Origin of the sequence: Candidatus Borkfalkia ceftriaxoniphila (assembly GCF_004134775.1) — a bacterium.
GTDB lineage: Bacteria > Bacillota > Clostridia > Christensenellales > Borkfalkiaceae > Borkfalkia > Borkfalkia ceftriaxoniphila.
Genome location: NZ_SDOZ01000004.1, coordinates 85,034 through 98,758, shown reverse-complemented (window position 1 = coordinate 98,758; position 13,725 = coordinate 85,034). Strand labels below are relative to the sequence as shown.

At 52.6% G+C, this 13,725-nt stretch carries 11 protein-coding genes and 1 tRNA gene; 3 read left to right on the top strand and 9 right to left on the bottom strand.

What is annotated here, in order from left to right:
* Positions 1-78 precede the first annotated feature (78 nt).
* From ESZ91_RS10400 to ESZ91_RS10370, 7 genes are all read right to left on the bottom strand, one after another.
* Positions 79-1,593, bottom strand: a complete 1,515-nt coding sequence (locus ESZ91_RS10400) for an uL15 family ribosomal protein (RefSeq protein WP_129226998.1) — start codon at positions 1,591-1,593, stop codon at positions 79-81.
* Positions 1,594-1,686: 93 nt separating this feature from the next.
* A complete protein-coding gene (locus ESZ91_RS10395) occupies positions 1,687-3,222 on the bottom strand; it encodes a UDP-glucose--hexose-1-phosphate uridylyltransferase (RefSeq protein ID WP_161971142.1) in 1,536 nt (511 codons plus the stop codon).
* A gap of 119 nt (positions 3,223-3,341) precedes the next feature.
* Positions 3,342-4,136, bottom strand: a complete 795-nt coding sequence (locus tag ESZ91_RS10390) for a hypothetical protein (RefSeq protein ID WP_129226994.1) — start codon at positions 4,134-4,136, stop codon at positions 3,342-3,344.
* A gap of 97 nt (positions 4,137-4,233) precedes the next feature.
* Complete coding sequence (gene ligD / locus ESZ91_RS10385; RefSeq protein ID WP_129226992.1) at positions 4,234-6,669, bottom strand: DNA ligase D; 2,436 nt, start codon at positions 6,667-6,669, stop codon at positions 4,234-4,236.
* Between the two features lie 87 nt (positions 6,670-6,756).
* A tRNA-Thr gene (locus tag ESZ91_RS10380) sits at positions 6,757-6,832 on the bottom strand.
* A 64-nt stretch (positions 6,833-6,896) separates the two neighbouring features.
* Complete coding sequence (locus ESZ91_RS10375; RefSeq protein WP_129226990.1) at positions 6,897-7,808, bottom strand: diacylglycerol/lipid kinase family protein; 912 nt, start codon at positions 7,806-7,808, stop codon at positions 6,897-6,899.
* Positions 7,809-7,896: 88 nt separating this feature from the next.
* On the bottom strand, positions 7,897-8,583 hold the full coding sequence (locus ESZ91_RS10370) for a hypothetical protein (RefSeq protein WP_129226988.1): 687 nt from the start codon (positions 8,581-8,583) through the stop codon (positions 7,897-7,899).
* 81 nt (positions 8,584-8,664) lie between these two features.
* Here ESZ91_RS10370 and ESZ91_RS10365 point away from each other — a divergent pair, with 81 nt between their 5' ends.
* The 3 genes from ESZ91_RS10365 (at position 8,665) to ESZ91_RS10355 (ending at position 11,221) form a co-directional block, all read left to right on the top strand.
* Positions 8,665-9,342: a DUF6062 family protein gene (locus ESZ91_RS10365; RefSeq protein ID WP_129226986.1), complete on the top strand. Its 678-nt coding sequence runs from the start codon at positions 8,665-8,667 to the stop codon at positions 9,340-9,342.
* 150 nt (positions 9,343-9,492) lie between these two features.
* A complete protein-coding gene (locus tag ESZ91_RS10360) occupies positions 9,493-10,077 on the top strand; it encodes a TetR/AcrR family transcriptional regulator (protein ID WP_129226984.1) in 585 nt (194 codons plus the stop codon).
* Between the two features lie 13 nt (positions 10,078-10,090).
* A complete protein-coding gene (locus ESZ91_RS10355; RefSeq protein ID WP_129226982.1) occupies positions 10,091-11,221 on the top strand; it encodes a glycosyltransferase in 1,131 nt (376 codons plus the stop codon).
* A gap of 36 nt (positions 11,222-11,257) precedes the next feature.
* Here ESZ91_RS10355 and ESZ91_RS10350 read toward each other — a convergent pair whose 3' ends face one another.
* Positions 11,258-11,905, bottom strand: coding sequence for an HAD family hydrolase (locus ESZ91_RS10350; protein ID WP_129226980.1), 648 nt, complete (start codon positions 11,903-11,905; stop codon positions 11,258-11,260).
* 13 nt (positions 11,906-11,918) lie between these two features.
* The gene (gene argS / locus ESZ91_RS10345; protein ID WP_201270904.1) at positions 11,919-13,640 is read right to left on the bottom strand and encodes an arginine--tRNA ligase; all 1,722 of its coding nucleotides are present in this window, start codon (positions 13,638-13,640) and stop codon (positions 11,919-11,921) included.
* Positions 13,641-13,725 lie beyond the last annotated feature (85 nt).

Sequence of the window (13,725 nt, the reverse complement as noted above, 5' to 3'; positions counted from 1 at the left end):
ATCTTATTGTCAACCATATTGAAATAATTAGTTTACAATCTCGATCGAAAAAAGCGGGGAAGCGCTCCCCGCTTTCTATCATACCTTTTTCAGTTTGACGACTTTGCCGCCCGTTATGACGATCATCTTTACGGCGGGAAGAGAAAAATCCGCCGCCTCGACGGTAAGGGCTTTATCCAGGCTGCCGCGCGCGAGCACCTTGACGGCGCTCATCTTAGGCTGCACGAGTTTTTTCTCTTTGAGCGTCTGTAAATTGACGATCTCGTCTTCCTTGAAGTTGGCGGCAATGGTATCGAGATTGATATAGCCGCGCTTTGCCTGCGCGACGCGGGGCGTGTTGTCCGCGACCTCGTCCGCAAGAGCCATCAACTGTTTGGCAGTCGCGTCGCTGACCAGTTTTTCCGCTTCGAGCACGCTCACCTTATCCGTGACGGTAAAGGACGAAAGGCTCTCTACCGTAGCGCCCTCTTCGATGAACTCTTCGAGTTGCTCTTCGGTAATGGTTTCGCCCGAATCTTTTTTCGCATAGACTTTGATCAGTTTCTTTTTGATGAGATCTTCCCGCGGTTCGTAGGGAATGGAAAGATTCTGCTCGAAAGGAAATTCCTGCAAAGTCAGCCCGTTGTTATCCGCCGCCTGTTCGATCAGTTCCAGCGCGTATTGCAAACTGCGGCTGCCCGTGATCTTATAACGCACGGGTACGTCTTTATATCTCTTCTTTTCGCTCACGTCGCGGAAACGGTATTTGTCCTCTATATTGGAGGGCGACAGCGCGAGATACAGAATAAGACTCTTGCGGTTGGCGTTTATTTTCGCAAACTGCTTACGCCCGCGGTTGATGCTGTTATAGTTCCAACTCGTGCGCTCCTTTACCCCGCTGACCGTCAACAACGCGTTGCGCACCGAATTATAGATATCCTTGATCTCGTCATCCGCCTGAATGAGTCGCGCCGTGAAACTGCGGCGGTACTGCACGAAAACTTTGGTTCCCGTCACCGTCGTAACGAGCGCGTTGTCAAACTCGTCGCCTTCGGCCGCTTCCGTTTCGTCCTCTTCCTCCTCCGCCTCTTCCTGCGCGGGTTCTTCGGGAACAGGCTCCGCGGCAGGCTCTTTTGCAACGGGTTCTTCCACGACGGCGGTTTCTTCTGTTACGGGTTCTTCCACGACGGCAGTTTCTTCTGTTACGGGTTCTTCCACGACGGCAGTTTCTTCCGTTACAGGTTCTGCCGCGGCCTCTTCGTCCTCTTCTTTTTCCCAAAGGGCGTAAAGCACAATGCCTTTCTTTTTGACGCGCAAAGTTTCGGGCGCCTTTTGGGTACACGTTTCGTCAAGGTACCAACCGCCGAAACGATAGCCTTCGCGCTGTTCGGGTGCGGACTGATCGGCGCGCGCGCCTTTGTAATACGACTTAATATCTTCCTTGCCGCACGACACGTACGTGACTTGAATACGCCTTGAAAGCACGGCGATCAGACAGACGATCGCGATAAACAGTACCACGCACACCGCCAAAAGCGTAAGGGCGAGCGGGCTGTCGAACAGCGCTTTCAATTTCTCCCACCAGGATGCCGCTTGCAGTTGATCGATTCGCATAACTTCCGTTCCTCCTTGCCGAACGCTTTTTCAATATACCATATTATACCATAAAGCACCGCGAAAGCGCAAGGCTTTGAACGAATATTCCCCCTACGTTCTTTGAAATCCGCAACCGCGTAAAAATTCGTCGAACCCGCGGCGGCCCGTTTCGTCGCGCTTGAATACGGCGGTGCAGTCGAGAATGCCCGCGCATACGCGGTTGACGTAGGATATGACGCGCTCGTGCGCCGCCTCACGGTTTGCCGCCGTACCCTCTTGCAGCAGATCCTTTATCATGCCGCGGTGCAAATATAAGGGATGCGTATTTTCTTCCGGCGCCGACGCATCGTACGGCGCGCCCGCCACGATATCGGTGATCTCTTCGAGTTGCGCCTTCAAACGCCCCGGCAGGATAAATAATCCCATCGCCTCGATGAGCCCGATGCCCTCGCTTTTGATATTGTGATAGCGCGGGTGCACGTGGAAAATGCCGTCGGGGAACTGTTCGTCCGCACGGTTGTTGCGGAAAATGAGCGTAACTACGTACTTGCCTCCGACTTTGCGCGCGATGGGCGAGCAGGAATTGTGCGGCGTATCGCCGCTGTGCGAAAGTACGTTGCAGGCAGGGCTGTCGAATTTTTTCCACGCCGCGATCAGCCGCTTTGCGAGCGCCGCAACCGACGCGCGGTTTTCGCTTTCCAATTGAAAGGCGCTGTTATACCAATCAAGAATACCCGCGCGCACATCGGGAAAAGCGGGCTCCTCGTATAAAACGTCAAATTCAGCGCGGTGCATGGGCATTTCGTGCCTGCCGCCCTGGAAATGTTCGTGATTGAGAATGGAGCCGCCGATGATCGGCAGAGAGGCGTTGCTCCCGATAAAATAGTTGGGAAACGCATCCACGAAATCGAGCACCTTTTCCACCGTGGAATCGTTTACGTTCATGGGCGTATGCGCCTCGGAGATCGCGATACAGTGCTCGTCATAATAGGCGTAGGGAGAATATTGCACGAACCAGGGCTCGCCGCCCAGGATCGTCTTTACGGTGCGGATATTCTGGCGCGGCGCCTGTGCGCCTTGCCCTTCGAAGCCCTCGTTTTCCTTGCAGAGCGCGCACGCGGGATATCTTTTACTTTGCGGCGCGGTGAGCAGTTTTGCAATGTCCTTATTGTTTTTTTCGGGTTTGGACAGATTGACCGTGATCTCCAGCGTGTTCTGCCCGTCGTCGTAAGTCCATACGAGATTTTTTTCGATGGCGGTCTTTTGGATATAGCCGTTGCGCACGGATAATCCGTACAGATAATCGCACGCGCATTGCGCGCCTTTCTCCGCTTTGATCGCGTAAAAAGCGCGGTTCACTTCGGAAGGCGGGGGCGTCAAAAGCCCGAATATGCCCGCGGCAAAGCGCGCCTCTTCCCCCGCGTCGCACAGTCCGCGTTCGCGGGCGAACGCGCAGATCTCCGCGTACAGCGCGTCGGGAACGCGCATTTCGTACACGTCGCTCGTTTCCGCATTGCCGTCGTAAGGCGCAAACAGCCCGAATTTAGACAAAAGAAGATTGCGCGTATAAATTTCATCGCAAGCCTGTAAATGCAAAAACGCCTTTGCATAGGCGATCAGCCGTTCGATCAGCAATTCTCCGTTCATAAAACCTCCGTCAGAGCGCGTCCTTCTTACAATACATATGTATTCTAACAATTTTTTCATGATTCGTCAAGACAAAAAAAGGCGCGGAGCAAATTGCTCCGCGCCTTTCTTTATCAATTTCATTCGCCCTGCAACGGCGCTTTTTTTTCGGCAAAATATCGTTTGGCGTTGTTTTCCTCCAAACGGGTCAAAAAGCCCGCCGCGGGCAGTTTTTCGAGGTTTTCCCCTACCTTACGGGATATGAAAAGGTAAATACAGTAGATCGCGGGCAACCCCAGATTTGTTTCCAACAGGGAATTTACGACGAGCACTCGCAATTTTTCCGCCATTTCGACGATGCCGCTCGAACGGATACCTCCGATAAGCAGGGAAAATTCCCAGCCGAACTGCACGGCCACGCCGATCGCAATGAGCCACAGGATCCGGAAACGGTATTTCTTTTCCTTTTGGAAAATATTCCAGCCGATCACGGCGAGATAGGAAAGGAACAAAAATAAAGCCATAAATCCGTGATAAGCGCCCGTGGTGCGGGCAATGGTGATCTCAGGCGCGTTCCCGAACATGCCGGCCAGCATGGGACAGGCGAGCCACCAAAGGAGAATGAGCGCCGTCCATTCGGCGAACCGTTCGTCTTTACGGAGAGCCAGCCAGATCCAGGCAAAGTTTGTGATGCCGTAACTCATGGACATCCACAAGAGTACCCAGAACATACTGCCGCCCTCTATGGTACGCGAATGCGTCAGCAGATGAAAGATGCCGTAATCGACAAGAAAGTACAGCACGCCGCCGCACAGCGCGAACAGCAACGTCAATTTTCTTTTGCTCAAAAACAACAGCACACAAAATAACACCAAAAACGCCGTATCCAGCCAGATATACGCCGTGTTGAACGTGCGTTGCGCAATGACTCCCATTTTTCGATCCTCTCTTTCCTTTTGTAATATATATCCATGATTATATATGACAAAATGCGATTTGTCAATGAAAAAGACGGCATCGCCGCCGTCTTTTCTAAATTTGCAACTGCTGCCCGATTTGGAAAAATCCTTTCCACGGATCGGCTTTTTTCAGTCGTTTGAGCGCGTCGAACATATCGACGCCGTCGGGCGCCACCGTAGAGAGTTCCCGCCAGGCAATGGGCATGGAAACGTGCGCGCCGGGCCGCGCGCGGAGCGAATAAGGCGCGACGCTCGTAGCCCCCCGCCCGTTGCGCACCCAGTCGATGTAGATCTTACCCTTTCTTTTGATCTTGCGCACGTTGCTCGTATACCTTTCGGGCCATTTTTTCTCCATCAACTGCGCCACCTGCCGAGAAAAATCGCGGAACGCGTCCCACTCCGCCGTCGGACGAAACGGCACGACGACGTGATATCCCTTTCCGCCGCTCGTCTTTAAAAAACTTTGCAGGGACAGCGAGTCGAGCACTTTTTTCAGATCTTTGACTCCCTGTCGGATCTGACCAAGCCCCATGCCCTCGTCGGGGTCCAGATCGAAGATCATCATGTCGGGCCTTTCCAGATCGTCCGCACGGCTGCCCCAGACGTGAAATTCCAGCGTGCCGAGTTGCGCTTCCGAGATCAGACCCCTTTCGTCTTTCAGATAAAAATAATCGCTCTTTTCGCCTTCGCTGTTTTCGATCTCTAAAATTGCCGTCCCCTCGCCCTCCGACACGGGGTGTTTTTTAAAAAAGCACGCGGCGGATACGCCCTTATGACACCGCACGACGCTGAGCACACGCCCGCCCGCGTAAGGCATCATCCGCTTGGCGACGGCGGCGTAATACTGCGCGATTTCGAGTTTTTTCACTTCGGGATCTTTAAAAACGATCTTATCGGGACTGCTGACGGGAATGCCAAGCACGGTCGCCTCTTTTTTCGTTTCCCTCTTTGGTTCCGATTTTACGTCCTTCTCGGAAAGCGGCGTTTCCCGCACGACTTCCGTCGGTTTTTTGTCCGTGCGCAGCCCCTTGAAACTCGCCTGCCGCAACACGTTTTCGTCCGTCCATTCGGCAAACTGCACCTCTGCGACCAGACGGGGTTTCAGAAAAACCGTTTCCGTTTCGTCAAATTCGGGCGCGGTTTTAAAAGGAGATATTTCCGTGCGCAACTTGTCGAATTTTTTCAGCAGCGACTCCGCATCCCGTTGCCCGAACCCCGTTCCCGCGCGCCCCGCGAAAATCAATTTTCTGCCTTCGTACACCCCGAGCAGAAGCGCGCCGATCCCGCCCGCTTTTTTCTCCGAGATCTGATAACCGCCGATCACGAATTCCTGACGGTTATAGCATTTCATTTTGATCCAATCGCCGTTTCGCGTTCCACTGTACCGCGAATCGAGTTTTTTGCCGACAATGCCTTCCAGACCGATTTTTGCAGCGGCTTGAAAGATCTCCTCTCCGTTGCCGAGCGTGTGTTTGCTGTAAACGACGGATGCGGGCGCGCCCTTCATCAATTTTTCAAGCGCGCTTTTTCGCTCGGAAAGCGGGAGATCGCGCAGATCTTTGCCGTCGGCCGCCAACAGGTCAAAGACGATGAACGTCAATTCTTTTCCCGTCGGCTTTTTCAGATAGTTTTGCAGCGCCTGAAAATCGCTCTTTCCGTTTTCGTCCGCTATGATCATTTCCCCGTCGAGTACCATCGAGCGCCCCTTGCTCCACGTTTCCAACGCCTTCGCAACGCTTTTGAATTTCGCCGCATAATCGTGGCCGCCGCGCGTCATCAGTTTCACGGAGCCGTCCTCCGCGTACGCCAGTATGCGGTAGCCGTCGTACTTGATCTCGTAAGCCCAGCCATCTTCCTGCGGAAGTTTATCTACGGATCGCGCGAGATGCACGGAAAGGTTTTGAAACGGAATGACTTTCGTCTGCGACGATTCCTCCGCCGCGATCTTCTCTAACTTGCGTCCCGAGCGAACGCTCGTATCATAGTCGGAAATGCCCGTACCGGGTGCCGCAAACTCGTCCTTCTCTTTGATGAGCAGCCAATTTTCCGCGCTCTCGTTTTCCCTCGGAGCCATGCGGACAAGCGCCCATTTGCCGTGCAGGCGCTCTCCCGACAACTTAAATTTCAAAGAGCCTTTTTTAAGCCCTTCTTCGAAATCTTCCTGCGGCTCCCACGCGCCCTCGTCCCACAGCATGACCGTACCGCCGCCGTATTCTCCTTTCGGGATCGCGCCCTCGAAATCGGCGTATTCCACGGGGTGATCCTCCACGTGCACCGCGAGCCTTTTATCTTTGGGATTATAGGAAGGGCCTTTGGGCACAGCCCAACTGAGCAGCACGCCCTGCCATTCCAACCGAAAGTCGAAATGCGTTGTCCGCGCTGCGTGATATTGTACCACGAATTTCAAACCTTTCTTTTTGCGTTGCTTGCCGTTCGCAGGCTTCCCCTTCGGCTCGCTCGTCTTGACAAAATCTCTTTTTTCCTGATATTTCTTCAACTTTTCGGACATGGGTAACCCTCCATTGAAGTTTATTATGGACATTTTTAAAAGTTAAAAAACAAAAACCTCTCACGAAAATAATTTCGTGAGAGGTTTTGGAGCTGGTGGCCGGACTTGAACCGGCGACCTGCTGATTACGAATCAGCTGCTCTACCGACTGAGCCACACCAGCGTTTCGGCAAAAGCACGGGGCTTTCGCGATTAGCCTACTTATTATACCATAATTTTAAAAAAAATCAAATGTTTTTCAGCCCTTTCGGCACAATCATATTGATTTTTTTCGGAAGGACTTGAATTTTTACGTTTCCGCTGATCCCCTTTTCGCCGTCGAAATTCCAAATGACGTTTTCAGGCACGAAAATTTCGAATTCGGAGCCTTCAAAGCGCACGATCTGCTTTTCTTTGAATTTATATCCGAATAAAAACAGGCGCGCCAAGGCTATATATGCGCGTATCCGCTTTAAAAACGTGGGATTTTTCGTCTGCTTGACGAGCGCGATCTCCAGTTTTCCGTCGGCAAAACTGCCCTTTTTGTTGATGTGCATGCCCGCGACGTAACGTCCGTTCATCAGGAGCACGAACACGCTCTGCGTATTCACCGTTTCGTTTCCGTTACGCACTTCGACGGGAAATACGTCGAAGCGCATATTTTTTTTGATGCCTTCCAACCCGTATGCCATTCTGCCGATGAGTTTTTTCTGGCTCTGCGGCGTGGTGTACGTCGCACTCGTGAAAGCCCCCGCCGCCACCACGTACATGGCGTAGCGCTCGTTCACTTTCACGCAGTCGAGCATTACGTTTTCCCCGCCGAGTATGACTTTCAGCGCCCGGCGGATATTTTTCGGGATATGCAGAGAATGCGCGATATCGTTGACCGTACCGCTGGGAATATAGCCGAGTTCGGGCATGATCTCCGCAGACGCCACCCCCTGCAACACTTCGTTGAAAGAGCCGTCGCCGCCCGAAAAGACGATGGCGTCGTATTTTTTCGCCGCCTCGCGCGCCGCCGCAGTCATATCGCCGCAGGCGCGCGTTTCATATACGTCCACGATCTCATATTTCTCGCGGAGTTTATCCACGACGTACTTGATCTTTTTTCGGATTCGCCCTTTGCCGCTGACCGGATTGTAAATAAAAATACAATTCATGAATTTTAGCCAAAATCCCCGTAAAAATTCTCTGATGACATTATATATGATTCCGCAAAATTTAGCAAGCGTTCGCGAAAATTGCCCTTCATTTTTGTAATTTTTGTGCCGTTTGCATATAAAGATCGCTCATGCAGGCATAGATTGCACGAATGTCCGACGAGGCAAACAGCCCGTCGCTCACAGCCAGAAGCCCGCACGCGCTCTCCACGCTTTCGTTCATCGCGTCATAGCGCGCCTTGGAAAGCGTTTTTTCCCCCTCCAATATCGTTTGCAGTCCCGTAAGCGCGTCTTTTGCGCTCTCCATCGAACAAAACGCCCCCTCGCGGTTGATGCGCCCCGCGTCCAACTCGTCCGCCGTCTTGCTCAAAAGAACGATACAGTCGTAATACACGCGAAAATACGAAGCGATTTCGGCGGCCGCCGACGCGTCCGACGCGGGAAGGTAAAAACCGCTCATTACAAAGGACAGAACTTCGGCGTTCTGCCCTCCGTCGACGAGATCGGCGCAGACCGCCTCCGCCGATCTCTTTGTGCGGTACACGGAATATACGACGGCGTACCCCTTGCCGCGGTGCAAAAGATAGCCCGCGCCGCCGCCCGAGGAGACCACGTCGGAAACGGACAGCGCCAAATCCTCGCGGTAGACGGTCTGCGAACAGACGAAGTATAATTCCCGCCGCAGCGCGACGCGCGCCGCCCGCTCCCCCGCCGCGACGAGGATCGTCAGCGCGAGCAGGCAGACGGCGAGAAAAATTGCGCACGAAAGGCGCAAATAAAACGCTTTTCTTTTTTTCCGATTTGTTTTATAATGAATGCACCGCATACCTAAATTTATGACGGAAGGGGTTTATTTATGAATTACCATATCGGAAACATGCTCATTTACCAGGAGTTCAACGGGAAAAATCAATGCCCGCTGTGCGCCATCCGCAATATCCTGGAAAGGCGGCTGACCGAGCAATACCTGAACGAATCGGTGATGGAAGATTTTCAGCGCCGCATGGTCAACGAAAAGGGCTTTTGCCTGCACCATACCGAAATGATGCTGGCGCGCCAGAACAAACTTTCCCTCACATTGCAGCATATTACAAGGCTCACCGCGCTCAAAGGCCGTCTGGAAATTACCGCCGAACCGAAGATCGCGAAAGAAATGGCGGATTTTTTTATCGATTCGGACAGCCGCTGCGTCATCTGCGACGGCGTGGAAGTCAACATGATCCGCTATTATAAGACGGTTGCGGAAATGTTTTTCGCCGAAAAGAAATTCAAGGAGATCCTGCAAAACACGAAGGGGTTCTGCCTGGAACATTTCGGGCAACTGCTGCGTTACGCTTCGTTCGCGCGCACGCGGAAAAAGGATTATATCTATACGCTGACCAAACTGGAACAGGCGAGCGTGCAGTCGCTTTTAGAGGACTTGAACTGGTTTGCCGCTAAGCACGACTACCGCAATGCGGACAAGCCCTGGAACGGCGCGGAAGATTCCCTTTTGCGCTCCGTCGTAAAGATGCACGGCGATCGGGCGAAATAAAATATTTGAAATTCTTTGCGGAAAAATTTATGATTTCTTAATCATTTTCATGTATTCTTACATAGAACCGCAAAGATTTCTCCATTTATTGACAAAAACGAAAATGTCGTTTATAATTTATGGGTAGTAAGCGGAGGAAAAACCAAACAAATGCACGGCAACAAACAAGACAAACGCAGCGTTCGCACCTGCGCAGCCATCGAGAGCGCGCTTTTAAGGCTTCTCGGCGGCCGCGACATCAACGAGATCACGATCAAAAGGCTATGCGAGGAGGCGGACGTAAACCGCACTACGTTTTATCTGCATTATACCAGTGTTTTCGACGTTTTGGAAAACATTCGGGAAGAGATCATCACGCGCATTTTGAAAAATTATACCGTTCATAAATTTCCCCACGGCTCGGAGGCATACACCGATTTTCTGACTGCCGTGCGGGAAGAAACGGAGCGCATGCCCATGCTAGAAGAATTTCTGGCGAATTCAAAAGAGGCGGCGATGTTCACGCAGGATCTGAAATATTCTTTTTACGAACGGCTGCACGGCGCGCTCGTGAAAGAGGCGAGCGAGGACAAGAAAGAATGCTGCGCCTATGTGACCGTGTTTTTGTGTTCGGGCGTCATAGACGCGTATATTCTTTGGCTGAAAAACGGAAAGGCCACTCCTTTCGAAGTATTGTGCAAGAGTTTTTCCGCCCTCATCAAGACGGGGCACGCCTGCTTTATGCCCCACGAATGAACGAGAGGAATTTATGAAAATAACCATAGTCGCCGACGTGCTCGGCGAAGAAAATAACGGGACCACTATCACGGCGAAACGCCTCATTCAGCATTTAAAAGAGCGCGGGCACGCCGTGCGCGTGATTTCCCCTTCCGAAGAGGACGGGGAGGGGTTCATTCGGGTACCCAAGATCAATTTCGGAATTTTCAATTCGTACGTAGCGAAAAACGGCGTGGAACTTGCCAAACCCAACGAGGATATGATCCGCGAAACGATCAAGGACAGCGACGTGGTGCATATTCTGATGCCTTTTTTTCTCGGGAACGTGGCGATCAAAATGTGCCGCGAAAACGGGATCCCCGTTACCACGGCTTTCCACGTGCAGCCCGAAAACGTGAGTTGTCATTTCGGCCTGCAAAAGAGCGCGTTCGTCAACCGCCGCATCTATAAATTTTTCCATAAGCATTTTTACGCCTATACCGAATACATTCACTGCCCCACCCGATTTATCGCGGAGGAACTGAAAAAACACGGGTATAAACAGGATCTGCGCGTCATTTCCAACGGCGTGGACGAACTGTACCGCGCCGAGCGCGGCGAAAAACCCGAACGGTACCGCGGCAAATTCTGCATTCTCTCCACGGGGCGCCTGACCAAGGAAAAATGTCAGAAACTTCTGATCGAAGCCGTGAAAAAGTCGCGTCACGCGGACGAGATACAACTGTTCATCGCGGGACAGGGCCCGTTGCTCAAAAAACTCGTAAAGGCGGGCGAGGATCTGAAAAATCCGCCCGTCATCGGTTTTCATCCCAAGGAAGAGTTGGTAAAGATGATCAACTACTGCGATCTGTACTGCCACCCGTCGTATGCGGAGATCGAGTCGATCGCCTGTGTCGAGGCGATCACCTGCGGGCTGGTGCCCGTTATTTCCGACAGCAAAAAGTCGGCGGCGCGCTACTTCGCGCTGCGCCCCGAATGCCTGTTCAGCGCGGGCAACAGCGCGAACCTCGCGCAAAAGATCGACTACATGATCGAACATCCCGAATTCCGCGAAACGTTGCGCACGGAATATGCGGAATACGCAAAACAGTTCGCCCTGGAAAAATGTATCGACGAAATGGAAAAAATGTTTACCGACGCAGTCGAGGGAAAACACAGATAAAAAGAGCCGCGGAAATATTTCCGCGGCTCTTTCACGTTATCCGAATATTTTTTGCGTCAGTTCTTTGAAATCCCGCGCGAAACAGTCGGCGCCCGCCGCGACGAGTTCATCGCGCGTGCGGTAGCCCCAAAGTACGCTCACGCAGCGCATTCCCGCGTTTTTCGCGGTTTCGACGTCCGTATCCCCGTCGCCTACGAAGACCGCCTCCGCGGGTGAAACGCCCAACTGTTTCAGGATCGCCTGCGTGCCCGCGGGATCGGGTTTGACGGGATAGCGGGCGGAATTGCCCAGAACGGCGTCGAACGCGTGTTCCCGCAAAAGCGTTCTGCACAGCACTTCCGTCGTATTCTGCGCCTTATTGGTGACGATCGCGGTCTTGACGCCCCGCGCCCGTATATCCTGCAAAAACGCAGATTCGCCTTCAAACATTTTCGTGCGCCCGTTGTCCCAATGCACGTGCAGATCGCCGTAATAGGCATAGCACTCGTCCAGCCTGTGCCGTTCATTTTCGGGCAGCGACATCGCCGTAAACTCGCGGCCGCCGTGCCCCACGAATAGGCGCGTGTCCTGCATGGAAACGGGGGGAAACCCGAAATGCGCGAGCATGGCGTTCATACAGGCGTTGAGATCGGGCAGAGTGTCCAAAAGCGTGCCGTCCAGATCGAAAAGTATCGCTTTTACCATGGTATCGCTCCGATCACATTTTTTCGGGAACGCCGATCCCCAGAAGAGCCAGCGCGTTTTTCAGCGTTTGCAGCGTCGCACTCGTGAGCGCAAGACGGAAATTTTTGTCCTTTTCTTCCGCGCCCAAGATCTTGCAGTCGAAATAAAATTTGTTGTAGATCTGCGCCAGATCCACCGCGTAGCGCGCGATCAGGCTAGGCTCGTATTTTTCCAGCGCGTCGGAAAGAAGTTCGGGAAATTCCGATATCTTTTTGACGAGTTCGAATTCCTGCGGACAGATATCTTTCGCCTCGTACGCGCTTACTTCCCCGCCCTTTGAAAGAACGCTGTTCGCGCGGGCGCAGGTGTACTGCACGTAGACCGACGTTTCTCCCTCGAAATTGAGCACTTTATCGTAGGAAAAGGTGATATCCTTGATCTTATTGTTGTAAAGCGCGCCGAAAATGACCGCGCCCACGCCCACCGTGCGGGCAATCTCCTCTTTGTCGGAAAGGGAGGGGTTCTTTTCGGAAATGATCTCGTACGCCTTTTGAATACACTTGTCGATGACGTCTTCGAGATACACGACGTTGCCCTTGCGGGTAGACATGGCGCCCTCTTCCAAAGATACCATGCCGTACGCCACGTGCACCAGATCTTTCGACCATTCCTTGCCCATCAGTTCCAGCACCTTGAAAAGTTGCTTGAAGTGCAGATTCTGCTGATAGGCGACCACGTACAGGCATTTATAAAAATCGTACGTTTGCTTACGGTACAGCGCCGCGGCGATGTCGCGCGTGGCGTACAGGCTCGCGCCGTCCGAACGCAGAATGATACACGGCGGCATGCCGTACGCTTCCAGATCGACGATCTTTGCGCCCTCGCTCTCCTTTAAAAGCCCCTTTTCTTCCAACTCTTCGATGACGGGACCCATTTTGTCGTTGTAAAAACTTTCACCCGCCCAACTGTCGAAATGCACGTCCAAAAGTTTATAAATTTTGGAGACGTCTTTCAAGGTGAGTTCCTTGAACCACTCGAAGAGCGCCACGCTCTCCTTGTCACCCTCTTCGATCTTTTTGAAATAGGAACGCGCCTCGTCGTTCAGCGCCTCGTTCGATTCCGCTTCCCGATGAAAGCGGACGTACAATTCGTTGAGCGCGCGCAGGCCGCCCTTTTCCACGTCCTCGCGGCTGCCCCAGCGCTTGAACGCGGATATGAGTTTGCCGAACTGCGTGCCGTAATCACCCAGATGGTTGATGCCCACGGGCGTATATCCCAAAAATTTATGCAGTTTATAGAGCGAACTTCCGAGAACGGTCGTCGAAAGGTGCCCGATATGAAAGGGCTTGGCGATGTTGACGGAGGAATAGTCGATGCAGACGGTCTTGCCCGTTCCCTCGTCGGAAGAGCCGTAGCGCTCCTTTTCGGAAAGGACGCGCGAAAGCGTTTCCTTCGCCCAGAAGTCGCGGTCGATCTTGAAATTGACGTAGCCGTTCACAGCCGAAACTTCGCTCACGAATTCGTCCGCGGGAACAGATTTTGCGATCTCCTCGGCGATGAGCGCGGGGGATTTTCTGAAAATTTTCGCAAATTTAAAGCAAGGCAGGGCAAAGTCGCCCATCTCCGTATTGGGCGGCAGGGCGAGCATGGAAACGAGTTCGTCTTCCCCGATCCCCTCTATGTTCAATTTTTTCGCGATGTGCCGTTTAAAATCCATATCGACCTCGAAATTTCTGTAATATATCAATTTTACCATATTTTCGCGGAATTTACAACTTTTTGCGCTTTTCCCCCCGAAACTTTTTGATTATTTTCGCGATTTATATTATAATGGCATCTGA

Bases quoted from the DNA above. Each gene is read 5' to 3' on its own strand.
- ESZ91_RS10375 (WP_129226990.1), bottom strand. From the start codon at position 7,808: ATGAATTGTATTTTTATTTACAATCCGGTCAGCGGCAAAGGGCGAATC.
- ESZ91_RS10395 (WP_161971142.1), bottom strand. From the start codon at position 3,222: ATGAACGGAGAATTGCTGATCGAACGGCTGATCGCCTATGCAAAGGCG.
- ESZ91_RS10365 (WP_129226986.1), top strand. From the start codon at position 8,665: ATGAATTACCATATCGGAAACATGCTCATTTACCAGGAGTTCAACGGG.
- ESZ91_RS10400 (WP_129226998.1), bottom strand. From the start codon at position 1,593: ATGCGAATCGATCAACTGCAAGCGGCATCCTGGTGGGAGAAATTGAAA.
- ESZ91_RS10350 (WP_129226980.1), bottom strand. From the start codon at position 11,905: ATGGTAAAAGCGATACTTTTCGATCTGGACGGCACGCTTTTGGACACT.
- ESZ91_RS10390 (WP_129226994.1), bottom strand. From the start codon at position 4,136: ATGGGAGTCATTGCGCAACGCACGTTCAACACGGCGTATATCTGGCTG.
- argS (WP_201270904.1), bottom strand. From the start codon at position 13,640: ATGGTAAAATTGATATATTACAGAAATTTCGAGGTCGATATGGATTTT.
- ligD (WP_129226992.1), bottom strand. From the start codon at position 6,669: ATGTCCGAAAAGTTGAAGAAATATCAGGAAAAAAGAGATTTTGTCAAG.
- ESZ91_RS10355 (WP_129226982.1), top strand. From the start codon at position 10,091: ATGAAAATAACCATAGTCGCCGACGTGCTCGGCGAAGAAAATAACGGG.
- ESZ91_RS10360 (WP_129226984.1), top strand. From the start codon at position 9,493: ATGCACGGCAACAAACAAGACAAACGCAGCGTTCGCACCTGCGCAGCC.